Below are 21417 nucleotides of genomic sequence, written 5' to 3' on the forward strand. Positions count from 1 at the left end.
TAGAAATTAAAAGATCTGCTGATGAAAATAGTGATAATAGGAGGTTCCGGTTTTGTAGGAACACAATTGATCGATCTTTTATTAAAAACTACAAATTACCAAATTGTAAATGTAGATAAGAATGAAAGTAAAAGATTTGCGGATATAACCGTATTAACGAATATTCTTGATAAAGAATTATTGTGCAACCGCTTGTCAGGATCTGATATAGTGATTTTATTGGCTGCTGAACATCGGGATGATGTAACTCCCACATCCCTTTATTACGATGTAAATGTGCAGGGGATGAAAAATACGTTGCAGGCTATGAAGACTAATGGGATAAAGCGTATCATTTTTACCAGTTCGGTAGCTATATATGGCCTGAATAAAGCTAATCCTGATGAATCTTTTTCTGCAGATCCTTTCAATCATTACGGGAAGAGCAAGTGGCAGGCAGAGCAGGTCCTTCAGGAATGGTATAAATCGCATTCGGACTGGAACATAAATATTGTACGGCCTACTGTTATTTTCGGAGAGGGAAACCGGGGTAATGTATATAATCTGTTATATCAGATTGCCAGTGGCAAATTTATGATGATAGGAAAAGGTAATAATCAAAAGTCTATGTCCTATATCGGAAATATTATTGCTTTTATTAAGTTTGTACCGGTACATCCGCAGCTTCATTATAAGAGTAAGCATACCATTTATAAGAGCCACCCTTTACGACATCTATTTTGGCTGATTCTGCCTGTGCCCCTGTCGCGCTGGCTGTTGCCTGCACAGATCCTACCACTGTACCTGTCGTAGCATTCACTACGACTACTCTGTACTTATACCCGTCTGTCATATTGGCCGCACGTTGCTTACTGTTAGATGGTGCTGTCTGAGCTTTGATAGGGCCGGATGTAACGGATACTTCAGCACTGATATTTCCAAGCTGCAACAGCTGGCTTTCGCTGTCTGTATTAGTTTCGGGTAATGATGCCTGATATTTTGACGGAGTACCTTCGGATGCTTCTTCAATACCATTTATTGAAAAGGCTAACTGAGCCACCTGATCCGGTGAAACCTGTTTTTCTACTTCTTTTTTAGAACAACTACTTAAAATCAGCAGGCTACATAAGAAGAGTAGAACTCGTGTATAGGTTTTTATTTTATTATTCTTAGTGTACATAACTTGTATTAATGATTGATAATATTAAAATGTTAAATCTCTGCTTTCTGTGTCTGTAGTCCAGTCCTCTACCTTCGGATTTGCTGAATTGGTACCATCTCCTCCCGGTACCAACCTTGCAGATGAGGCTGCTATACCTTGCTCCAGCTCTATGATATTGCTAGTAATAGCAGGAGAGATGTAGTCTGTTTTATTATTTTTATTCATCATGTTATAATTTTTATATAGTTTTTAAGTGGATATTAATTATTCTGCAAATGCAATCACTGCACGGCTTAGTTTAGGATCATTATAATACATATTGTCTACACCTCCGGCAGCTACGGTGGCCAGTTGTCTTGCCGGTACAGCGAATTCGTTGACCAGTATGTTTTTTACGGCCTCAGCACGCGCCATACTCAGGCGTTGGTTGATTTCAGATGTTCCTGTTCCTTTATCTGCATATCCGGTGATCCGGTATACGACTTGCTGGTCTCCTTCCTTGATTACTTTTGCAAAGAATCCCAGATTTACACGGGTTTCATTAGAGATCTCACTACTGCCGATTTTGAAAGTGACCAGTATAGGTGCTGCCAGTATATTTTTATTCACGATGACGTTGGTCATGGATTTGTTGCCCGCTTCTTCCAGTTGTTTACTTAGGGCATCATTGTTGGCCGCCAATTCATTTACTCTACGGCGCAGAGCATTGAGCTCTTCTTCATCGTAGCTGATGACAGTTGTCTTACTTCTGTCCCATCCTCGTTTTTTGAATTTATAGGTCAATCCGATCAGCGCACTGAGATTTCCTTCCTCTTTACGTCCTCCGACTTCTCCGTCAAAGCGATCGTTGACCATACTACCTCTGATATCCAATGTCAGATCCAGTGCTTCAGCAAGTCTGAATGTATTGTAGAAACCCAGATTCGCACTTACTTCCCGTTGTTTGGGTGCATCATTGGTGACCATCCACCCAGCTCCCAGATACGGACTTATGGTGTAAATGCGATCGGGATTATATCCGCTAAACAGATTGGAAAGATTGAATAGCATATCTCCGTAGACATGATAGTAGTTAAACTTTTGTTTATCCAGCCATTTGGAAGCATCGTATACTTCTCCTGTAGAATGGCTCCCGTTTTGTGTCAGTCCTTTGATCTGATATCCTCCGGCTCCGATACGTAAGCCTAATCCGGGAGAAAACCATTTTCCAAGATGCAGGCCAAAGTGAGGCGTCAGATTCTCAGATAACGGAGCCTGTTTGTTGTGATCCCCGAAATAAAGCTGTGTCCCTGCGCCTGCGCCCAGAAACCAGTTGCTCCAGAAAGTATTCGTGATTACTTTGTATTTGTTGTTATCTACAACAACAGTTGTATCTTTTCGGATTGTTTGCTGACTATACCCAGTCAGAGAAATGCATAATGCAATAAAAAGTAAACTTATTATTCTCATATATTTAATATTATTATGTTTAAAGAAGTTGAAAAAATCTATTTTTTACATTATGCCTGTTGTATCAGACATATTTAGTTAGTGTGTTGTGATAGGACAAAAATATGATTAGTGAGTTAAACTCGTAGAGGTGCTGTCCGTGATTTTTCATAGTCAAATCCGGAAAATGTTGTTTTAGAACGTTTAAAAAGAGGTAGTGTGGATGTATCTCTACAATTTTAACCTATATAATGAGGCTGTTCGTTGATAGTTTTCGGATGCAAATTATGATTTTGGGAGGGAATGGGTTGAAAAAGAGTTGTTTAATGTAGTTTAGAAGTATGTATGTTAACTGATAGATAGCGCATAAAGTCTGGGATTTACAGAGCCGCATCATTTAACAGATATCTGTTCGGTTAATTCTTTTATATTATGAAACTAAGGTTTATCCTTTGGCATCAGTTGAGATCTTCATTTAAACAAGCAGATGCTGATTTCCATATTGAGAAAATCAGCACCCTTTGTTTTTTACAGTGTATGTAAGTTATCAGTACCGCTATGTTGTTATATCTCTTACACAACGGATATTTTCATAATCATTTCTGTTCCAGAAATTATATAGTGTTGCATCTGATATGTTATCACTCACTTCGAAGCCATAAAATTGATATCCGTTACTGTTTCGGTCTGAAGTCCAGTAATTGCCATCTCCGCCCGGGTAATATTGAAACGAATTCCTTCCATCCATATTAAACTGCACCCAAACATTGTTATTTCCTTTGAAACGTACGTATCCACCGTTATTAGTTTTATCTACAACCTGCCTGTTCACTCCTGTTATACTTATTAACTGATTAAAATCAGCTCGTGTAGGCATACGCCAGGTATTGACGGGTAGTACTTTTGCACATGCATCAGCATACGCTCCGTTATTAGAATAATCTGTGTTGGGAAGTGTAGCGCCCCATGCCCAAAAATCACTTCTGTACCACGAATTGAAGGGTCTTGGCGTAGTATCATCAGGTCTTATAAGGTATTGTCCGCCCTGATAGTAGAGATTACCTGTTGCCCAAAGCAGATTTCCTGTTATGCCACCACTTGGTTGTATACGTATATTCGTAATTATTTCCTTTCCTATAGCGGGTTTGATGCTATTAAAGTTGACCGTTGTGGATGTGGTTATCAGATCTGTAGTACCCACGCGCAATTGGTTTATATCTACAATAAAAGGATTGACCGCTGTAGTGCCCATCGTGTAGAATGAGGCTTGCCTGACACTGCCTGTTGCTGTTCCTGCGACCGGGAAATCTGCAAAGGGGATAGTACCTGAAGTAGTATGAGCAGCACCAGGAGCCCATGCTACTGTACCCGCCAGGACATTCAGAGAAAATGTACCTGAGGTAAAATAATTATTGCTGCCTAACGTAGCAGTTAATGCAGTAATTGCTTCATTTCTCAGGCTGGCATCTAGACGTACAGTTACCTTTGCCAATGCATGTTTGAAGGTAATAGGAATCTGCTTGTCCTGTTGACCGGCACCAGTGCCTGCCGTGACTGTACCCTGTGCATACAGCAGATCCTTATCATAGGATGGTGTAAAGACCGGATTTACCTCATCGGATAGTACCGGCACATCTGCAGCTTCGTTATAGGAGTAGGCGTACCAGTAGTAAGTGCCCCCTTTTACGACGTCTATTTTAGCGGTTTCAACCTGTGCTGATCCATCTGTTTTTGCTGTTGCCTGTACAGCACCTACCAGATCTCCGTTAGCATCCAGTACTACTACTCTGTATTTGTATCCATCGGTCATATTCGCAGCACGTTGTTTACTGTTGAAGGATTCTGTTTGAGTTGCGATCGGTCCGGATGTAACAGATACTTCAGCACTAAAATTACCGAGTTGTAACAACTGACTTTCACTGCCGGCATTCTGACTCGACAATGCTGCTGTGGCTTTTGAAGGATTTGTATTCCGGACTTCATCGATACCGGTTACTGTAAACGACAACTGGTTAGCTACATCAGATGTAACATCGTTTTTGGAGCAACCGCTTAAGATAATCAGAAAGCAAAGGTAGAACAGTCCAAATGACACTGGTTTATTATTATGTATTTTCATGTGTATTACTTTAATTGAAGGTTAATCATGTTTAAAAAGTTAGATCTTTATCTATTTTCTCAGTAGTCCAGTCCTCTACCTGCGGATTTGCTGAATTGGTACCTGTTCCTCCCGGTACCAACCTTGCAGATGAGGCCGCGATACTCTGCTCCAGATCTATAGTATTGCTAATAATAGCAGGAGAGATGTAGTCTGTTTTATTATTTTTATTCATCATGTTATAATTTTCATATAGTTTTTAAGTGGATATTAATTATTCTGCAAAAGCGATTACAGCACGGCTTAGTTTAGGATCATTATAATACATATTGTCTACACCTCCGGCAGCTACGGTGGCCAGTTGTCTTGCCGGTACAGCGAATTCGTTGACCAGTATGTTTTTTACGGCCTCAGCACGCGCCATACTCAGACGCTGGTTGATCTCCGGTGTTCCTGTTCCTTTATCGGCATATCCTGTGATCCGGTATACGACTTGCTGGTCTCCTTCCCTGATTACTTTTGCAAAGAATCCCAGATTGACACGGGTCTCATTAGAGACCTCACTATTGCCGATTTTGAAAGTGACCAGTATAGGTGCTGCCAGTAAATTTTTATTCACGATAACGTTGGTCATGGATTTGTTGCCCGCTTCTTCCAGTTGTTTACTTAGAGCATCATTGTTGGCCGCTAGTTCATTTACTCTACGGCGCAGAGCATTGAGCTCTTCTTCATCGTAGCTGATGACAGTTGTCTTACTTCTGTCCCATCCGCGTTTTTTGAATTTGTAGGTCAGTCCGATCAGTGCACTCAGTGCTCCTTCCTCTTTACGCCCGCCTGTTTCTCCGTCAAAGCGGTCGTTGACCATACTTCCGCGAATATCCAGCGTGAGATCTAATGCCTCTGCAAGTCCGAACGTATTATATATACCCAGATTAGCACTTACTTCACGTTGTTTGGGTGCATCATTAGTGACCATCCATCCGACGCCCAGATACGGACTTATGTTGTAAATGCGATCGGGATTATATCCGCTAAACAGATTGGAAAGGTTGAATAGCATATCTCCGTAGACATGATAGTAGTTAAACTTTTGTTTATCCAGCCATTTGGAAGCATCGTATACTTCTCCTGTAGAATGGCTCCCGTTTTGTGTCAGTCCTTTGATCTGATATCCTCCGGCTCCGATACGTAAGCCTAATCCGGGAGAAAACCATTTTCCAAGATGCAGGCCAAAGTGAGGCGTCAGATTCTCAGATAAAGGAGCCTGTTTGTTGTGATCCCCGAAATAAAGCTGTGCACCTGCTCCGGCTCCCAGAAACCAGTTGCTCCAGAAGGTATTGGTAATGACCTTGTACTTGCTGTTGTCTGTGACGACAGTTGTATCTTTTCGGATACTTTGCTGAGCAGATCCCGTCACGGAAATGCATAATGCAATAAAAAGTAAACTGATGATTCTCATTTAGTAATTAGATATAGTATTGAGATATGTGTTTTTAATGAAAACAAAATTATATTGTTTAAATTAAAATAAATTGTTTGTGTGAATTATTTTTAGGTGTCAAAACTTAAAAAGAACATTAATATACGATATAGAAGAGCTGGTATAGATAAACAGCTACAATTTTAATGTAAAAAATGCAGCTGTTTATTGATAAAGATTTGAGTTGATTAAAGGATTTAGTATGTTTTAAATCCTGTCTGCGTTATCATCATGAACGACTTGATAAGGTGTTATAATAGTAATTTGTTAATTAGTCTTTACTTATTATTTTTTACTTTTTGAGTATATTACTTTTTCATAGTTTTATATTTTATTTTTAAGAAAGTTTAAATTGATAGTTATGCAAATTATTGTATATGTATTATAGTATTAATGTTTCGGTATTTTTTAAATGCTTCTGATGCCGGCAGTTATAGTTTTACAGAAAATAATTTGATATGTTTGGATTTAATGTATAAGTGTATATATTTATGTCATGAAACTTAAATTTTGTGCCTTTGCTGTAGTCCTGTTGACGCAGTTATGCAATCTAAACACTTATGGACAATCTGCTAAAGCGCCGATAATGGGGTGGAGCAGTTGGAATAGTTTCCGTGTTCACATTGATGAAAAATTGATTAAAGAACAGGCGGATGCTCTGATTTCTTCCGGTTTGTATAAAGCAGGATATCGGTATATCAATGTTGATGATGGTTATTTTGGAGGCCGGGATAAGAATGGGAAACTGTATGTTGACAGTACAAAATTTCCTAATGGGATGGGAGCTATTGCAGCTTACGTACATAGCAAAGGTTTAAAGGCAGGATTATACTCAGAGGGAGGTAAGAATACCTGTGGATCGATGTGGGATAATGATACCAAAGGTGTAGGAGTAGGAATGTACGGGCATGAAAAAGAAGACGCAGAGTTATTTTTCGGCGAATGGAATTTTGATTTTATTAAAGTGGACTGGTGTGGCGGACAGGAAATGAAATTAAATGAGGAAGAACAATATACTAAGATTGTGAAAGCTGTTAAAGAAGTCAAGCCAGAAGCTGGTTTCAATCTTTGCCGCTGGCAGTTTCCGGGGGAATGGGCAATCAAATTAGTGGATTCATGGCGGATCTCAGGAGATATACGTAATAATTTTGACTCGGTATTAGAAATCATAGATTTAAACAGAAATCTGTATAAATATTCTTCACCTGGACATTATAATGATATGGATATGTTACAGGTTGGCAGAGGGATGAGCTATGAAGAAGATAAGACACATTTCTCTATGTGGTGTATGCTCAATTCACCTTTGATGGCAGGAAATGATCTGCGTACGATATCTAAGCAAACTATAGAAATATTGACCAATAAAGAATTAATTGCGTTGAATCAGGACAAGTTGTTCTACCAGGCCAGAAGTGTCCTTCGTGAAGGTAATATAGAAGTTTGGGAGAAGCTGCTGTCAAACAAAAAGAAGAAAGCAATAGCTATAATGAACCGTGAGAACAGGGCTGTTGATTATACATTAGATGCGCGATCTGTTGGACTTACTGCAGGTAGTAATATACGCGATCTCTGGTTACACCGTTCATTAGGTAAGATTGGGAAGGAACGAAAATTTACTATTCCTGCGCATGGTATTGTAGTGCTGGAGGTCAGTATCTGATATTATATCAAGCAGTCAGGTTAATAAATGGCGAATATACAAAAGCTTATTGGAATAGGAACTACATTATTTATTGTTATCTGTTTAGGATCATTGTACTATTCCCTGGAAGTTTTTTATTATAGCGACTTTGGCTGTGGCTGTAGTTCAAATTGCAGGGCCTATTATCCTGTTTTTACATCCAGATTTATAGGCTATATTTTTATCATTTGTTCAGCAGCTTTATTTATTGCTGGTATTTGGAGGATAAGGGGACTTTCGAGAGTATGGATAATTCCAGCAATGTTAATTTTCGGAGTTGCGTCCTATGGTAATGGATATATGGTTTTTAATAAAGGTAGTTGTGGTTTATCCTTAAATCGTACAATTTTTTTTATAAATCAGACCAAACTCGGCGATTTTGCTAAAGCAGATGCGGAAAGTATAAATATTGACAGTCTAAATGAGGGAAAACTAAAAGGAAAATTATTAGGCTATGCACTAAACGGGAGGGAACTGACAGCCTTCAGGATTGATGCAGAGCCCTTAAAAATAAATACTGGTTTTCTGTTTTGGTATGTTCCTGACAGTATAATTATAAATGATATTTCTTACGGATTGAGTACATTAAGGAATATTGAAGCCGAAAATGTAAAAGGGCATTATGAATTTATTGGTGGGCAGGGAATGGTTGAAAAGGACTTTTTGAACGAATTTGTGCTGACACAGAGAGAATTATCAGGCATTTTGAAGAACAAAAGAATAATAAATTCCAAAGACGGTACGACAAGGTTTTTATTTGAAATGGATGAATAGATAAGTATGGTCAAGGGATCAAAACCTTTAAATAAACCTCTAATCATAAGAAAAGCAACCTAAAGTATATCTTTTAGATTGCTTGACCTATTATTTGCGTATTCTATTTATTCACAATGTCCGTCCGGTGAACAGGAAGGACCGTCACTGACAATAAAAGGTGATATCGGATTTTTAGCAGCCCATTCAGCGAATGACTTATTCAATGTATCTGCAAATGCTTGTGTTGGTTGTGCTCCGGAAACAGCATATTTACGGTCAAAGACAAAGAATGGTACGCCTCTTACACCGATACTCTGTGCTTCCTGTATATCCTGCGTTACTCTGTATGCATATTCATCATTTGATAGTGCCTGTTCGATATCGTCTTCTGTCAGCCCGATTTCCTGCCCCAATGCGGAGAGTACTTTTCGATCAGCAATATCTTTACCTTCAGTAAAATAGGCTTTAAAAAAGCGCTCTTCAATTTCATCACCCAAACCTTTAGTCTTTGCAAATTGAATGACCCGATGCGCATTGAAAGAGTTGACGGTGACGACATGGTCAAAATCATAATCCAAACCCGCATTTTTTGCTGTTTGAGTTACCTGATCTAACATCGCATGTACCTGATTGGCAGGCATACCCTTCCGTTGGACAAGATATTGTATATGATCAAATTCTTCTTTTTCAGGCAATGTAGGATCTAACTGAAAACTTTTCCAGATAATCTCTATATTTTCAGAATTAGCAAATTTGGACAATGCGCCTTCAAAATTACGTTTCCCGATATAGCAAAACGGACACATGATATCGCTCCATATCTCGACCTGCATTTTACTTGTTTGAATTGTATTCATTTTTTTTAGTTCTAAAATACCGAGGCAAATTTAACGAATTCAGTAAGGATGTTAGGGTCTTTCAATAGACTTCAAACGGCACTCCTTTGTAATGTTGCAATTACATGATTTGTCCATTACAAGCATATGACAAATATGATTTATTTAAATTTTTTGACCAGAAGTATTTGATCATCATTAAGAGGCAGGTAACCATATTCGTATACAAACATATATATCTTACCCGCTGTTGTTTTATACTGATGTGTAAAATAATCAAATTGAAATCCAGCTTCATTAAGATCTGTTTTACCCACTTTTACCTTATGGTCTTCTGTCAGTGCTTCCATCAGAATTTTCCTGTTTTTGCGCAAAATAGTATTGACTGTTCGTACATAAATCGTTTGGTCACTATTTAATCGGTTGTTGTAATTATTTCGGCAGCCATCATCACAAAATCGTTTGTCTGATCTTCCTTTTAAAGGACTGTTGCATTCTATGCATACTCTTTCTGCTATTTTCATGTATATGCAGCTTTTCTAACCGTTTATAAACGCTTATAAACGTTTATAAATGGTAATAAATGTTTAATTACCGGATATTACTGTTCGCCTTCTGCAACTTTGTATCAGTGCTTCGGAAGTGAATAGTAATCACTTTACAGAATCAGGAAGTTAATTAATTTTTTTTACTTATTCAAAATTTTATTGTTATGAACACTTTAAGAAACAGTATTCAATTAGTAGGCAGATTAGGGATCGATCCTGTAATCAAAGCCACAGCCAAAGGATCAAAAATGGCTCAGCTCCGTTTAGCGACCAATGAAGTATATAAAAATGCGCAGGGTGAATGGGTGGAGAATGTACTCTGGCATAATCTGGTTGTATGGGGCAATCTTACTCAGGTAGTAGAGCATAAATGCTTTAAAGGTACACAAATCATGATAGAGGGAATGCTTACATACCGGGATTATGAAGATAAGGATGGAAATAAGAAGTTCGTTACTGAAGTCAAAGTCAGACAATTACAGATACTGGATAAAAACAGTAATCCCAGAGATCATGCTGATCTGCTGCAGGAACAGGTAGAGCAGGACTTACCTTTCTGAGTGGTTGATCTGATTGTCGGATACAGGTATCTGCGAATAATACTATTTTTATTCCGGGTACCTGTTGTTAAAGTCCAGATAATTTCTGACCTTAAAAATCGCTTTTTCCTAAACAAATATTGTACAATATGTGTTATGTAAGCGTCACTGTTTAATATTTTATACATATGGAAATAAGGAATTCTAGTAACGGAAGAAATGGTGTGTTTACAGCGTATATTGATGATCAGCAAAGCGGTCAGATGCATTATGAAGAAGGCGAGGACAGACTAATTATTGACAGCACAGAAGTAGATTCTCATTTTGAAGGTCAGGGAGTTGGCAAAAAGCTGGTATTGGAAGCAGTAGATTATGCACGCAAGAATGATCTGAAAATTGTTGCGCAATGTCCGTTTGCGAAATCTGTTTTTGATAAAACTCCTGCTTTTCAGGATGTATTAGCTGCAGACTAAATAACCTGCGGATTCGTGCAGTACAGCACTGATCGGCAAATGATTTTTGTGGATATAAAGCTGCAATTTTCAAGTTCTACTGTTCTTTTATGTCTAATCTGAATTACTGGCAATCAATTTGAGGTATAGCCATACAACAAGTGGTATATTTGCCCACTTTTGAATAAGACATATGAGGAAGATACAATTTGGAATTTTTTTGTTGTTAGTATTATGGTTTATAAGTTCATGTAATACCGATAGAGAAGAAACTTTTGGCGATGAACTCGCTAAAGTATTTCAGCAAAAGGGGTACAGGAATTTTGATACCACTGCATATTTAGCCGTATTTAAGCAAGAACTCTCAAAGAATAAAAGTCAGCTTCATAATCCAAAGTGGGTTACCGAATTTGCTGATTCTACTTCAGGGATGACTTTTATCAGCAGAAATCTTAGCAGGGGCATAGTTGATACACTATGTATGTATCTTGAGCAGTCAGATAAACACGGTTTATCTGCGGCATACTTTCATACAAATCAGATCAAAGAAAGCTTTGATAAATTAAATACTGTGAAATCAGGTAAAGTAGAGGATATCTATCCTTTACTCGCTAAACTTGATTTACTTGCAACAGACGGATATATTACTTATATCAGTATTCTGAGGGGTGGGGCTGTGAATCCAAAACAATTATACGGCCGCTATTTTGAGAAAATGCATAAAGTAACCAAGCAGGAGGCCCGTAGAGTTCTGGACAGCACTGATGTTAAGGAGTATCTGGCCGATATACAGCCTAAGAATTCCTATTACCTGAAATTGCAAGAGCTGTTGCAAAAAGGCGGACTTAATAAAGAAGACAAGGAAAACATCTGTCTCACGCTGGAAAAATTACGCTGGATGGGCAAAGATTTCCCGGAGAAATATGTTGTTGTGAATATTCCTGAACAAAAACTACGTATGGTAGACAACCGGAAGACAAAGGATGTCATGAATGTATGTGTAGGGGAGACAATTTACGGCCCTTATGCAAGAAGAGCAGGAGCAACAGACAATCATGAGACACCGGTATTAAGTGGTGAACTGGATCGTATGCAGGTCAATCCCGTGTGGAATATTCCCGTAAGTATTGTTAAGAAGGAACTTATTTCCAGCCTCCGCTCTAATCCAAACTATCTGGAATCCCGTAATATGGTGGCCTATAATAAAAAAGGTCAGATGGTCGATCCAAATACGGTAGACTGGTCTTCGGACTCGGTATTAAATTTTAAATTCAAACAGAATCCCGGAGCAGATAACTCTTTAGGAAACATCAAATTTATATTTTCAAATCCTTATTCCATTTATCTTCACGATACGCCAGCCAAACAAATGTTTTCTGCAAAGAACAGAGCTGTGAGTCACGGATGTGTAAGGGTAGAAAGACCTGCAGCACTGGCAGCATTTTTAGTAAATGATGACAAGAAAGCCGAACAGATTGCAACTGAAATTGCAGATACCCTTAATAAAAGCCGCTGGGTAATGATGAAAAAAACAATTCCTGTATATATTACCTATTATACAACATGGGTAGATGATGACGGAAAATTATACAGGCTGCCGGATATATACGGATATGATGAACGACTAAAAAAGGCAATGAAAAAGTATTATAGCCTTTAATTAATAAGATTTCAGAATCACAACCTTCTGAAATTAAAACACAAAATCGCATCGGGGTTTAGTCCGATGCGATTTTTTATACTCTTTCTGATTACAATGTATCTTCTAATGCACGATCTAAAGTAGGAAACTTAAATTCATAACCCAGTTGTCTGATCCGATCGTTAGAAAGTCTGGATCCTTTCAGGATCATATCAGCCTGTTCTCCTAATATAGTTTTAAGTATAAACTCAGGGACAGCAGGCAAGATTATACGTTTATGAAGATGTTGAGCCAGTTTATAAGTGAAATCCCTGTTGTTAACATGTTCAGATGCTACGGCATTGACAGGACCATTTACATGCTGATGGTCCAGTGCAAAGGCGATAATACCTGTAATATCATCTATATGTATCCAGGGGAAATATTGTTTGCCATTACCTAAGGCTGTATTCAAATACAGGTTTGTTACACGCTTCAAAAGCGGGAGGGCACCCCCGTCTTTTGCCAAAACAATTGAAGTCCGGATTTTTACGACACGTTCAGCAAGGCCTTCATTTTCAAATTGATCCGCTTTTGCTTCCCAGTCTTTGGTTAGATCCGCAAGGAAATCATTGCCGGGGCTATCGGATTCTTTGAATACATGATCAGAAGTAACCATACCGTAGTAACCACTGGCAGAACCGGATATAAATGTTTTGATTTGCTGGTTTCGTTTTTTCAACGTATCAAAGATAAGTTGCGCACTGTCTATACGGCTGCTTCTTAGATTATGCTTTTGTTTTGATGTCCATCGCTTGTCAAAAATATTTGCACCCGCAAGGTGAATAATATGCGCTACCTGATCAAATGCCTGTTCATCAATACGGTGCTGTTCAATATCCCACTCATATTCATTCGCAGTTTTTTTATGTCGCGTGAGATAACGTAATTCGTATTTATTACGTAACAGAGTAGTCAGATGTTTTGCAACGAGTCCATTGGCTCCGCTTATAAGTACTATTTCTTTCATAGATTAACAGTCAAATTGTCTGCTTGCTGTATATTGTTTAGTATAGCCTTCTGAAGATAGTAATACAACAACCCGCTCTTCTTCATAATCTCTTGGTACCTGAAAGACAAAATCCAGTTTACCGTCTCTATCCAGATCACCAACAAAAACAAGTTCCATAAAGGTGTCATTGAATGAACTTTCGTTTAGCATAATTCCCTGATCCTTACCGTCAATGGATAATGTAAGGGAATAATCTTTTACTTCATGGAATTTCTCTTGTTTATCATCATCCAGAAGATGCGTTTCTGTAGATAGTATCTTTCCCAGACCTTTTAGAATATATTTACTTCCCTGAAAATCAAAAGATGCAGATTCCTTAGGCCATATCTTAGCTGCTGAAATTTTTAAGGAGTTTACTTTTCCTGTTTTTAACTGAGGAAAATCCAGATATACCAGTGTCTTATGTTTGGAGCTCAGGCTTTCTGTATTCATACCACTGCATTCATCGTAGCCTTTTTCGATTGTATAATCTGGTTTTGCTAATTCAAACTGACCATTCGCTTCATTTAAACTCAGCCACTGAGTGCCGGGAAGAAAATCAGATTTTTCATTTTCCTCTAACCTGTAAGTTCCGTCGAAAAACACATGGCTTTCTTTTATTTCAGAAGCTGGTGCCGGCTGCTGAATTACTTGCTGTAAAGTATCTGTAATACTATCTTTTTTAGGTTGATGTGATATCGTGTCGACTGTATTTCCGGATTTTGTTCCGGAAGACTGACATCCCATAGCAAGAATAATAACAGATGCGAAAAGACAATTTTTATACATAAGTAGTAGTAGTTTATCATAAAGGTAAACAAATATCGCATGTTAAGTAACAACGGAAGCGAAAAAATGGTGATCCATCACTGAGAAGCATAATAGAGGCACAAGCGGATGCTTGCGCCAGACAAATATCAAGGGTGAAACCTGGTTAATTCCTAATCTAATCTAGCGCAAGCTTTAGCGGAGCGGTGCTTGTGATTTATGTCTATTGTATTACAATCTGAGACTTACGCCAGACTAATACCAAGGTTTAAACTTGTTTAATTCTCTCCTTTTTAAGGAGAGATGCCCGCAGGGCAGAGAGGTTAAAAGTGATAATGGTTCTATGTATTACTATTGGTAGGATATCAACAGATGCAACAACGGCGTTTACTGCTGTTTACACTGGCAACACAATATAGGCACAAGCGGATGCTTGCGCCAGACAAATATCAAGGGTGAAACCTGGTTAATTCCCCATCTAGCGCATGCTTTAGCGGAGCGGTGCTTGTGATGTATATCTATTGTATTACAATCTGAGACTTACGCCAGACTAATACCAAGGTTAACCTTGTTTAATTCTCTCCTTTTTAAGGAGAGATGCCCGCAGGGCAGAGAGGTTAAAAGTGATAATGGTGCTATGTATTACTATTGGTAGGGACAGCAACAGATGCATGAATCAGGTTTAAAGCTATCCCTACCAATAATTAGCTTTTATCTTCAGGAGAGTGCTCGTTGCAGAATCTCGTAAGATCTGAGACGTTTGTCATCATCAAAGATATAAGATGTAGTCATGATTTCGTCCAGATGGTACATTTCAGCGAATGCATGGAGTTCTTTCCTTAAGGATTCTTCATTCCCGGTGAATGTACAGGAGACCATGCTTTGTACGGCTTGTTCTATTTCTGTGATACCGGCATAAATAGGTTGTTCTGTCGGTGGAGAAAGTGGCCTGCGGGTATTGGTAACTATACCTGCAAACAGATTGTACAAACTTGTTGCCAGATGTGCAGCCTCATCATTGCTGTCTGCTCCGATAACATTGACACATGCAATAGAATAAGGTTGCTGCAACTGTGTTGAAGGTTTAAAGTTTGTTTGATAAATCTCCATAGCACTTTTCAGCATAGCAGGAGCAAAGTGTGAGGCAAAAGCGTAAGGAAGTCCCAGTTCTGCTGCCAGATGAGCACTATCTGTACTCGAACCTAATATCCATAAGGGTACATGCTGCCCTTCAGCAGGAAATGCACGGACTTTAGCATTGAAATTGTCCTCACTAAAAAACTGTTGCAATGCTTTGACATCATCTGCGAAATAGAATTGCGTGTGCATATTATTGCGGCGAAGTGCCATAGCTGTTAGCTGATCGGTGCCGGGAGCTCTTCCTAATCCAAGATCAATTCGTCCCGGGTAAAGTGTTTCAAGTGTGCCGAACTGTTCAGCCACGACCAGAGGTGCATGATTGGGCAACATAATTCCTCCTGAACCTATTCTTAAGGTAGAAGTGTGAGCTGCGACATGACTGATCAGGATGACGGTTGCCGAACTGGCAATATATTCCATATTATGATGCTCAGCAAGCCAAAGACGTTCGTAACCTAATGTTTCTATATGTTTTGCGGCAGTAACAACACGGTCAATTGCTTCTTTAGGGGTTCCTCCTTTTTTTACAGGAGCCAATTCCAAAGCAGAGAATTTGATTTTTTTCATAGCATAAAGATACAAGTCCGATCAGGGAGAATTGTAATGAAAATGTAGGATTAATGTAATCTGGAGGCCATTATTACAATATAACTATTGTCCTGATCCTGAGTGAAAAACAGAAATTGTTCTCCTCCGTCCTTGATTTTCCAGCGTTTTCTGAGTTCCTCCGGTTTGTCCGGAAAGTTTTTGGCGATAATATTGGCCTGTCTGGGATAATCAGCTTTTTTAAAAGCAGCGTAGGGGAGTGTCTGCGTCACAGCAAATATTCTTCCTGGAAAGGAAGTTTTCAGTTCTGCACTTGTATACAGATGCGTGCTGGAATGTAATTTATGCAGTTGATATTGCTTACCGACAGTTTTAAATGCGCCGGCTTTGGTAATAGCTACATCCGGATCATACAGATAAGCCAGTGCAGTACTGTAGGAATTTGTTTCCTGACGTTCCTGCTGATAAGTAAAGCTGAGCTCTTGCTGACTGCCTTGAAACAGACGGACACTATGTATTTCCGGTTCTGCCTGATACCCCTTTTCCTGCACAAAGAGCAACTCTTTGCAATCGTTGTCTACGCTGATTACATAGACATCTTTTACATACTTCAAAGACGCCAGAGCTGTAGAAATATCCATTAACGGAGCGATTTTACTGATGATAGTCGTCGCTTTTGTGAAAAACAAGGTCTGAAGATCTGCAATATTAGGTTCGCAATCTGCTAACAGAAATACTTTTCGGGTGTTGACTCTTCGCGAAGGGTCAATATAGATATAATCCAAGCTATTATCAGGCAGCTGTTCTAGATAAGCTACAGCATCTGTTGATACAAATTTTACATTTCTGACCCCTAATGTTTCAAAATTATGCTGGACAATTTCAGACAGGGCAGTATTGATTTCACAATGTGTCACCTGACTGGCTTTTGTAGCGAAAAAATAAGTATCTATACCGAAACCGCCGGTCATATCAAGGACTGTACTATCAGGTTTGATGATATTACACTTGAATTCTGCTGTCTGTTCGGAGGAGGATTGTTCTAGATTCAGTTTCTCCGGAAAATATATTCCCGGGGTATTTGCCCACTTCGGTAATTTTCGGGTGATACGTTGCCTTCCATCCAGCTGGGTAGCCAGTTCTGCAGAAGAGACAGCTGCAAAAGGACTTTTCTTCAGCGCAATTGCAGAAGGTGTCGCCTTACTGTTGTCCTGAAGAAATTGTTGAACTTCCTTTTGTAATATATTGTAATTCAATTATTTGTTTTTAACAAGCATTTGACAGGTATAACTGTCTTTCAGCTCTTTAATAATTTCTTTATTCAGCAATACACGATCTATTGTTTCCTGATTGTAATAGCGTATAGTGATTAGTTCAAGACCTGATTCTACTGCCACTTTATATCTTTTCTCCAGTTCTTCAAGTAATGTCTTTACATTATCACCTGTATTGTCTACAGCTACAGAAAACTGGATTGCGCTGTTATGCATCATATTGATCTTTATGCGGTGCAGGTGAAAAAGATTGAAGATATGGCTCAGATTGTCTTCTACGATAAATGAAAAATCACGGGGAGATATATTTATAAATACCTGATCGACCTTAAATATAAAAGAAGGAACAGGTAATGTCTGATTCGTGCTTTTGATCGTCGTACCCGGCTGCGTACTGTCTATGAAAGAACGGACATGTAAGGCAATTTTCTTGTTTTGCAGCGGCTTGATGGTCTTGGGATGGATTACCGTTGCACCGTAATATGTTAATTCTATAGCATCCGTATAGGAAAGCTCTTGAATAAGCTGTGTCTTCTCAAACCATTTGGGGTCAGCATTCAGTACTCCGGGCACATCTTTCCATATGGTGACCGATTCTGCATTCAGGCAGGCTGCAAATATCGCCGCTGAATAATCCGAACCTTCACGTCCAAGGGTAGTAGTGAAGTTTTCAGAAGTAGAGCCTATAAAACCTTGTGTGATCAATACATAATCATCTAAAAGTATAGGAAGTTCTTCGCGAATTTTATCTTCTGTTTTCTCCCAGTCTACTTTTCCTTCACGATAGGTGTTGTCCGTGAAAATATAGTCACGTGCATCTGTCCATCTGGACCGAACGCCTACATGAGCGGCATATGCGGATATAATACGGGAGGAAAGAAGCTCGCCTAATGATACAATCTGATCATACAGGTAATCGTAAGTATCCAGTGGTTCTTCTTCCAGTATCCATTCAATTTCAACAAATGCATTTGCAATTTCGTCAAAAATCGGATGTGAATGATCTGCAAATAACTGATCCAGAATAGAGAAGTGACTTTTTTTGACCTCATTCAGAAGTTCAAAGGCATCTCCGGATTGCTGAAAAAAAGTTTTGGTAAGTTCTTCTAAGGCATTAGTTGTTTTTCCGATGGCAGATACAACGACCAGAAGTGGTTCTTCTTTATATTTCAGAATAATGGAAGCCACATTCTTTATGCTTTCCGCATCTTTTACCGAAGCTCCTCCGAATTTGAATACTTGCATTGATATTACTATGTTTTGGGTTGATTGCTACTAATTTGCTGAAGATATACTTTACCGGAATCGGTGAGCAGATGTTCAATTTCCTGGTAGGGGATGCGCAATGCGGTACTTCCTTCTACATAAGATTTGATTTCGTATGGATTGTAATAAAACAGCAGGCTGTCCTTTTCCAATGCAAAGTTTTCTGCTAAAGCATATTTTCCATCTTCAAAAAAATATTTTCCGGAGAGGTTTTCATTGTCTTTAAGACGTTCAGCTTTCCGAAAATATTTTTCCGCAATTTTAAGCAATTCTTTTTGTTTTTCCTTACTGATCAGGTCCGGTAAGGTGATTTTTTTATTGTTGAGGATGTCAAAATTGGAAAGAATCATGACATGATTGCCATGTGCTCCTCCGCTGAAGTCATCGATCTGGGTAGCGATAGATAGGATCCGGGTGTTATTCAGCACCACATAGCTATGCAGCTCTCTGAACCAGGCGATATGGTAGCTCGGATTGGCAGCATCTTCCACAAACTCGTTAAAACCGCCTAAAAAACTTTCCGCAGCCTGACGGACACTGTCTTCTCCGTCAATAAGGATGGACGATCGTAGCAACTGATTGATCTTGTCATTCTCAAATGAAGGGTAGGAAGCTTTAAAATAAGTGGTGTCAATGCCGGATTCTCCTTCAATAAAATAGGGGCTGTTTTCATAAAAATCTACCAGTTTATACCGTAGTGTATCCCGCGCCACCTGTGAATCTCCCTGTCCTTCATTGCCGGAATGGCAACTTGTCCAAAGTAGTGCAGCAAAGATTCCACATGTTATCCCATACCTCATTTTTCCTATCCCCATTTTTTTATGAAAGTGTTTGTTTAAGATGATTAGAAAGCCGCTTCCCATATTTAAAATATGTGGAAGAATATCTTTCTTTTAGTGATTAATGCTGACATTCAGCCATTCACCATCAAATGTTGCCTGATATTTTTTATAAAATTCTATTGCAGGTGTATTCCAGTCCAGTACCTGCCACATCATGCCGGAATAGCCTTTACTTTTACTGTATTCAACTGTTTGGTCTAACAGTTTTTTACCTATTCCTGTTCCGCGCATCTGTTCTGTTACGATAAGGTCTTCCAGATAGAGTCTCCGTCCTTTCCATGTAGAGTAACGTATATAATAAAGCGAAATACCGACGATATTGCCGGATACTTCAGCTACAAATGCTCCCCAAACCGGATTGTTTCCAAAACCGGATTCTTCAAATTCTTCCATAGTTACAGTGACTTGTTCCGGAGCTTTTTCAAATAAAGCCAGTTCCTTTATGAGTTCAAGCATGGCCGGACAGTCTGTTTTCACAGCCTCGCGTATAATTACTTCCTGCATACTTATTTTGCTTTAAAATGTTTGATAACTCGTTTTCCGAATACCGTGCTTCCCAGACGAATCATGGTGCTTCCCTGCTCTATAGCCAGACGGTAATCCGAAGACATTCCCATTGACAAAGTATCAAATGTGTCTTCCTTTCTGAAAAAGCTGGATTTTACACCATCAAAAAGCATTTTTAATTCGTAAAACTCTTCTTTTATAACCTTTTCATTCTCCGTATTTGTTGCAATACCCATTAAACCCCGGATGCGGATGTTTTTAAGCGAAGAAAACTCATCATCACGAAGTAACTCGATCAGTTCGGTATGATCCAATCCGAATTTAGTATCCTCGTCTGCGATATACACCTGTAATAAACAGTCGATTATACGATCATGCTTTAAGGCATGCTTGTTGATTTCCTTCAGCAATTTGATCGAGTCTACGGACTCTATCATATGGATAAAAGGAGCTATATATTTGACCTTATTGGTCTGGAGGTGACCAATGAGATGCCATTCGATATCTTTAGGTAACTGTTCTTGTTTTTCAACAAGTTCCTGAACCATGTTTTCTCCAAACACACGTTGTCCCGCTTCATATGCCTGTAGAATATCCTCGTTTGGTTTGGTCTTTGAAACGGCTACTAAGGTTACGCCTAATGATTTGATTTCCTGATTTATTTCTTCAATGTTAGCTGCAATACTCATAACGTACAAATTTAGGATATAAAATAACGAAAAGCACCATATTCCGAGCCTTTTTGTAAATTTGTTCAAAATTATAAAATGCAACGTTTATTATTCGGTATATATTTAGTGTTTTTTCTGTTTTATTCCTGTGGAGATTCATTGCCTAAGGATGTATTGTCGCGATCCAGGATGACTGATATTCTGGTAGAAGTACATCTTATAGACGGTTATCTCAATACGCTTAGTGCAGACAGTTCACGCCGTGTCATTGACGGGTATTATCAACAGGCATTTACCAATCTTGGTACAGACTCCGCAACGTTTAACAGAAGTATGAAATACTATGCTGAGGATCCTATACTAATGGCAGATGTGTATGAAAAGGTCAGCGGACGATTAATGAAGATGGATCAGGAGTACAGTAAGATCGATTCGATACGCAATGCAGGTATTCAGGATAGTGTGAGACAGGTAACTCATTTGCAGATGCTGGCCTCTAAAGCACATGATCTGATACTGAATGTACCTAAGGAAGCCGGCAAACTGACCTATGATGCATACCGTGAGACCTTTATGACGGAAGCGGGGTTAGGTAGTCTGGTCGGAAAGTATACCCCTGCAGCACCTTTGGTACCTGCTGTGGAACAACAGCCGGAAAAAGCATTGCCGCCGATACCTATGCCTGAACAGGAAAAAGCTGTCGCAGACAGTACGAATATGCCATTGACGCCTATGAAGTCGCCTTTGGTGAAGCCTGTGATGTAATTAC

22 protein-coding genes are annotated in these 21417 nt (G+C 39.0%); 7 read left to right on the top strand and 15 right to left on the bottom strand.

What is annotated here, in order from left to right:
• The first annotated feature begins 21 nt into the window (after positions 1-21).
• Complete coding sequence (locus HMPREF0766_RS06590; RefSeq protein WP_002994767.1) at positions 22-792, top strand: NAD-dependent epimerase/dehydratase family protein; 771 nt, start codon at positions 22-24, stop codon at positions 790-792.
• A 391-nt stretch (positions 793-1183) separates the two neighbouring features.
• Here the strand turns inward: HMPREF0766_RS06590 and HMPREF0766_RS06595 are convergent, their stop codons facing one another.
• The 5 genes from HMPREF0766_RS06595 to HMPREF0766_RS06615 all read right to left on the bottom strand — a co-directional run bounded on the left by HMPREF0766_RS06595 (position 1184) and on the right by HMPREF0766_RS06615 (position 6126).
• Positions 1184-1369: a hypothetical protein gene (locus HMPREF0766_RS06595; protein ID WP_002994768.1), complete on the bottom strand. Its 186-nt coding sequence runs from the start codon at positions 1367-1369 to the stop codon at positions 1184-1186.
• A gap of 36 nt (positions 1370-1405) precedes the next feature.
• A complete protein-coding gene (locus tag HMPREF0766_RS06600) occupies positions 1406-2590 on the bottom strand; it encodes an OmpA family protein (protein WP_002994769.1) in 1185 nt (394 codons plus the stop codon).
• Between the two features lie 535 nt (positions 2591-3125).
• Positions 3126-4688 carry a fimbrillin family protein gene (locus tag HMPREF0766_RS06605; protein ID WP_002994771.1) on the bottom strand — a complete coding sequence of 521 codons (1563 nt, stop codon included), beginning with the start codon at positions 4686-4688 and terminating at the stop codon, positions 3126-3128.
• Between the two features lie 31 nt (positions 4689-4719).
• Positions 4720-4905 carry a hypothetical protein gene (locus tag HMPREF0766_RS06610; RefSeq protein WP_002994773.1) on the bottom strand — a complete coding sequence of 62 codons (186 nt, stop codon included), beginning with the start codon at positions 4903-4905 and terminating at the stop codon, positions 4720-4722.
• 36 nt (positions 4906-4941) lie between these two features.
• Positions 4942-6126, bottom strand: coding sequence for an OmpA family protein (locus HMPREF0766_RS06615; protein WP_002994775.1), 1185 nt, complete (start codon positions 6124-6126; stop codon positions 4942-4944).
• A gap of 517 nt (positions 6127-6643) precedes the next feature.
• On the opposite strand from HMPREF0766_RS06615, the gene HMPREF0766_RS06620 reads away from it, so the two are divergent.
• Positions 6644-7810, top strand: coding sequence for a glycoside hydrolase family 27 protein (locus HMPREF0766_RS06620; RefSeq protein ID WP_002994776.1), 1167 nt, complete (start codon positions 6644-6646; stop codon positions 7808-7810).
• 27 nt (positions 7811-7837) lie between these two features.
• Entirely contained in the window at positions 7838-8605 is a 768-nt protein-coding gene (locus tag HMPREF0766_RS06625; RefSeq protein WP_002994777.1) for a hypothetical protein, read from the top strand.
• A 107-nt stretch (positions 8606-8712) separates the two neighbouring features.
• On the opposite strand, the gene HMPREF0766_RS06630 is transcribed toward HMPREF0766_RS06625, so the two are convergent.
• A complete protein-coding gene (locus HMPREF0766_RS06630; protein ID WP_002994778.1) occupies positions 8713-9444 on the bottom strand; it encodes a DsbA family oxidoreductase in 732 nt (243 codons plus the stop codon).
• Between the two features lie 140 nt (positions 9445-9584).
• Positions 9585-9947 carry a hypothetical protein gene (locus HMPREF0766_RS06635; RefSeq protein ID WP_002994779.1) on the bottom strand — a complete coding sequence of 121 codons (363 nt, stop codon included), beginning with the start codon at positions 9945-9947 and terminating at the stop codon, positions 9585-9587.
• Positions 9948-10135: 188 nt separating this feature from the next.
• Here HMPREF0766_RS06635 and HMPREF0766_RS06640 point away from each other — a divergent pair, with 188 nt between their 5' ends.
• The 3 genes from HMPREF0766_RS06640 to HMPREF0766_RS06650 all read left to right on the top strand — a co-directional run bounded on the left by HMPREF0766_RS06640 (position 10136) and on the right by HMPREF0766_RS06650 (position 12622).
• Positions 10136-10531, top strand: coding sequence for a single-stranded DNA-binding protein (locus HMPREF0766_RS06640; RefSeq protein WP_002994780.1), 396 nt, complete (start codon positions 10136-10138; stop codon positions 10529-10531).
• Between the two features lie 167 nt (positions 10532-10698).
• The gene (locus HMPREF0766_RS06645; RefSeq protein ID WP_002994782.1) at positions 10699-10983 is read left to right on the top strand and encodes a GNAT family N-acetyltransferase; all 285 of its coding nucleotides are present in this window, start codon (positions 10699-10701) and stop codon (positions 10981-10983) included.
• Positions 10984-11155: 172 nt separating this feature from the next.
• On the top strand, positions 11156-12622 hold the full coding sequence (locus HMPREF0766_RS06650; protein WP_002994783.1) for a L,D-transpeptidase family protein: 1467 nt from the start codon (positions 11156-11158) through the stop codon (positions 12620-12622).
• A gap of 91 nt (positions 12623-12713) precedes the next feature.
• On the opposite strand, the gene HMPREF0766_RS06655 is transcribed toward HMPREF0766_RS06650, so the two are convergent.
• The 8 genes from HMPREF0766_RS06655 to HMPREF0766_RS06690 all read right to left on the bottom strand — a co-directional run bounded on the left by HMPREF0766_RS06655 (position 12714) and on the right by HMPREF0766_RS06690 (position 20666).
• Positions 12714-13613, bottom strand: a complete 900-nt coding sequence (locus tag HMPREF0766_RS06655; RefSeq protein WP_002994784.1) for a TIGR01777 family oxidoreductase — start codon at positions 13611-13613, stop codon at positions 12714-12716.
• Between the two features lie 3 nt (positions 13614-13616).
• Complete coding sequence (locus HMPREF0766_RS06660) at positions 13617-14423, bottom strand: hypothetical protein (RefSeq protein WP_002994785.1); 807 nt, start codon at positions 14421-14423, stop codon at positions 13617-13619.
• 696 nt (positions 14424-15119) lie between these two features.
• On the bottom strand, positions 15120-16109 hold the full coding sequence (locus HMPREF0766_RS06665; protein WP_002994786.1) for an LLM class flavin-dependent oxidoreductase: 990 nt from the start codon (positions 16107-16109) through the stop codon (positions 15120-15122).
• Between the two features lie 50 nt (positions 16110-16159).
• On the bottom strand, positions 16160-17344 hold the full coding sequence (locus HMPREF0766_RS06670) for a class I SAM-dependent methyltransferase (RefSeq protein WP_002994787.1): 1185 nt from the start codon (positions 17342-17344) through the stop codon (positions 16160-16162).
• Positions 17345-18607, bottom strand: coding sequence for an aspartate kinase (locus HMPREF0766_RS06675; protein WP_002994788.1), 1263 nt, complete (start codon positions 18605-18607; stop codon positions 17345-17347).
• Positions 18608-18615: 8 nt separating this feature from the next.
• Positions 18616-19443, bottom strand: a complete 828-nt coding sequence (locus tag HMPREF0766_RS06680) for a DUF3298 and DUF4163 domain-containing protein (RefSeq protein ID WP_037459980.1) — start codon at positions 19441-19443, stop codon at positions 18616-18618.
• A gap of 78 nt (positions 19444-19521) precedes the next feature.
• Positions 19522-19974: a GNAT family N-acetyltransferase gene (locus HMPREF0766_RS06685; RefSeq protein ID WP_002994790.1), complete on the bottom strand. Its 453-nt coding sequence runs from the start codon at positions 19972-19974 to the stop codon at positions 19522-19524.
• A 2-nt stretch (positions 19975-19976) separates the two neighbouring features.
• On the bottom strand, positions 19977-20666 hold the full coding sequence (locus tag HMPREF0766_RS06690) for a YggS family pyridoxal phosphate-dependent enzyme (protein ID WP_002994791.1): 690 nt from the start codon (positions 20664-20666) through the stop codon (positions 19977-19979).
• 78 nt (positions 20667-20744) lie between these two features.
• On the opposite strand from HMPREF0766_RS06690, the gene HMPREF0766_RS06695 reads away from it, so the two are divergent.
• Positions 20745-21413, top strand: a complete 669-nt coding sequence (locus HMPREF0766_RS06695) for a DUF4296 domain-containing protein (RefSeq protein ID WP_236590518.1) — start codon at positions 20745-20747, stop codon at positions 21411-21413.
• Positions 21414-21417 lie beyond the last annotated feature (4 nt).

It is taken from the genome of Sphingobacterium spiritivorum ATCC 33861 (assembly GCF_000143765.1).
GTDB classification, from domain to species: Bacteria; Bacteroidota; Bacteroidia; order Sphingobacteriales; family Sphingobacteriaceae; genus Sphingobacterium; species Sphingobacterium spiritivorum.

Excerpts from the sequence above, each read along its gene's own strand:
- HMPREF0766_RS06640 (WP_002994780.1), top strand. The coding sequence starts at position 10,136 with ATGAACACTTTAAGAAACAGTATTCAATTAGTAGGCAGATTAGGGATC.
- HMPREF0766_RS06645 (WP_002994782.1), top strand. The coding sequence starts at position 10,699 with ATGGAAATAAGGAATTCTAGTAACGGAAGAAATGGTGTGTTTACAGCG.
- HMPREF0766_RS06650 (WP_002994783.1), top strand. The coding sequence starts at position 11,156 with ATGAGGAAGATACAATTTGGAATTTTTTTGTTGTTAGTATTATGGTTT.
- HMPREF0766_RS06610 (WP_002994773.1), bottom strand. The coding sequence starts at position 4,905 with ATGATGAATAAAAATAATAAAACAGACTACATCTCTCCTGCTATTATT.
- HMPREF0766_RS06695 (WP_236590518.1), top strand. The coding sequence starts at position 20,745 with ATGCAACGTTTATTATTCGGTATATATTTAGTGTTTTTTCTGTTTTAT.
- HMPREF0766_RS06635 (WP_002994779.1), bottom strand. The coding sequence starts at position 9,947 with ATGAAAATAGCAGAAAGAGTATGCATAGAATGCAACAGTCCTTTAAAA.
- HMPREF0766_RS06675 (WP_002994788.1), bottom strand. The coding sequence starts at position 18,607 with ATGCAAGTATTCAAATTCGGAGGAGCTTCGGTAAAAGATGCGGAAAGC.
- HMPREF0766_RS06620 (WP_002994776.1), top strand. The coding sequence starts at position 6,644 with ATGAAACTTAAATTTTGTGCCTTTGCTGTAGTCCTGTTGACGCAGTTA.
- HMPREF0766_RS06600 (WP_002994769.1), bottom strand. The coding sequence starts at position 2,590 with ATGAGAATAATAAGTTTACTTTTTATTGCATTATGCATTTCTCTGACT.
- HMPREF0766_RS06590 (WP_002994767.1), top strand. The coding sequence starts at position 22 with ATGAAAATAGTGATAATAGGAGGTTCCGGTTTTGTAGGAACACAATTG.
- HMPREF0766_RS06655 (WP_002994784.1), bottom strand. The coding sequence starts at position 13,613 with ATGAAAGAAATAGTACTTATAAGCGGAGCCAATGGACTCGTTGCAAAA.
- HMPREF0766_RS06665 (WP_002994786.1), bottom strand. The coding sequence starts at position 16,109 with ATGAAAAAAATCAAATTCTCTGCTTTGGAATTGGCTCCTGTAAAAAAA.
- HMPREF0766_RS06685 (WP_002994790.1), bottom strand. The coding sequence starts at position 19,974 with ATGCAGGAAGTAATTATACGCGAGGCTGTGAAAACAGACTGTCCGGCC.
- HMPREF0766_RS06660 (WP_002994785.1), bottom strand. The coding sequence starts at position 14,423 with ATGTATAAAAATTGTCTTTTCGCATCTGTTATTATTCTTGCTATGGGA.
- HMPREF0766_RS06605 (WP_002994771.1), bottom strand. The coding sequence starts at position 4,688 with ATGAAAATACATAATAATAAACCAGTGTCATTTGGACTGTTCTACCTT.
- HMPREF0766_RS06690 (WP_002994791.1), bottom strand. The coding sequence starts at position 20,666 with ATGAGTATTGCAGCTAACATTGAAGAAATAAATCAGGAAATCAAATCA.
- HMPREF0766_RS06625 (WP_002994777.1), top strand. The coding sequence starts at position 7,838 with ATGGCGAATATACAAAAGCTTATTGGAATAGGAACTACATTATTTATT.
- HMPREF0766_RS06595 (WP_002994768.1), bottom strand. The coding sequence starts at position 1,369 with ATGATGAATAAAAATAATAAAACAGACTACATCTCTCCTGCTATTACT.
- HMPREF0766_RS06680 (WP_037459980.1), bottom strand. The coding sequence starts at position 19,443 with ATGGGGATAGGAAAAATGAGGTATGGGATAACATGTGGAATCTTTGCT.
- HMPREF0766_RS06615 (WP_002994775.1), bottom strand. The coding sequence starts at position 6,126 with ATGAGAATCATCAGTTTACTTTTTATTGCATTATGCATTTCCGTGACG.
- HMPREF0766_RS06630 (WP_002994778.1), bottom strand. The coding sequence starts at position 9,444 with ATGAATACAATTCAAACAAGTAAAATGCAGGTCGAGATATGGAGCGAT.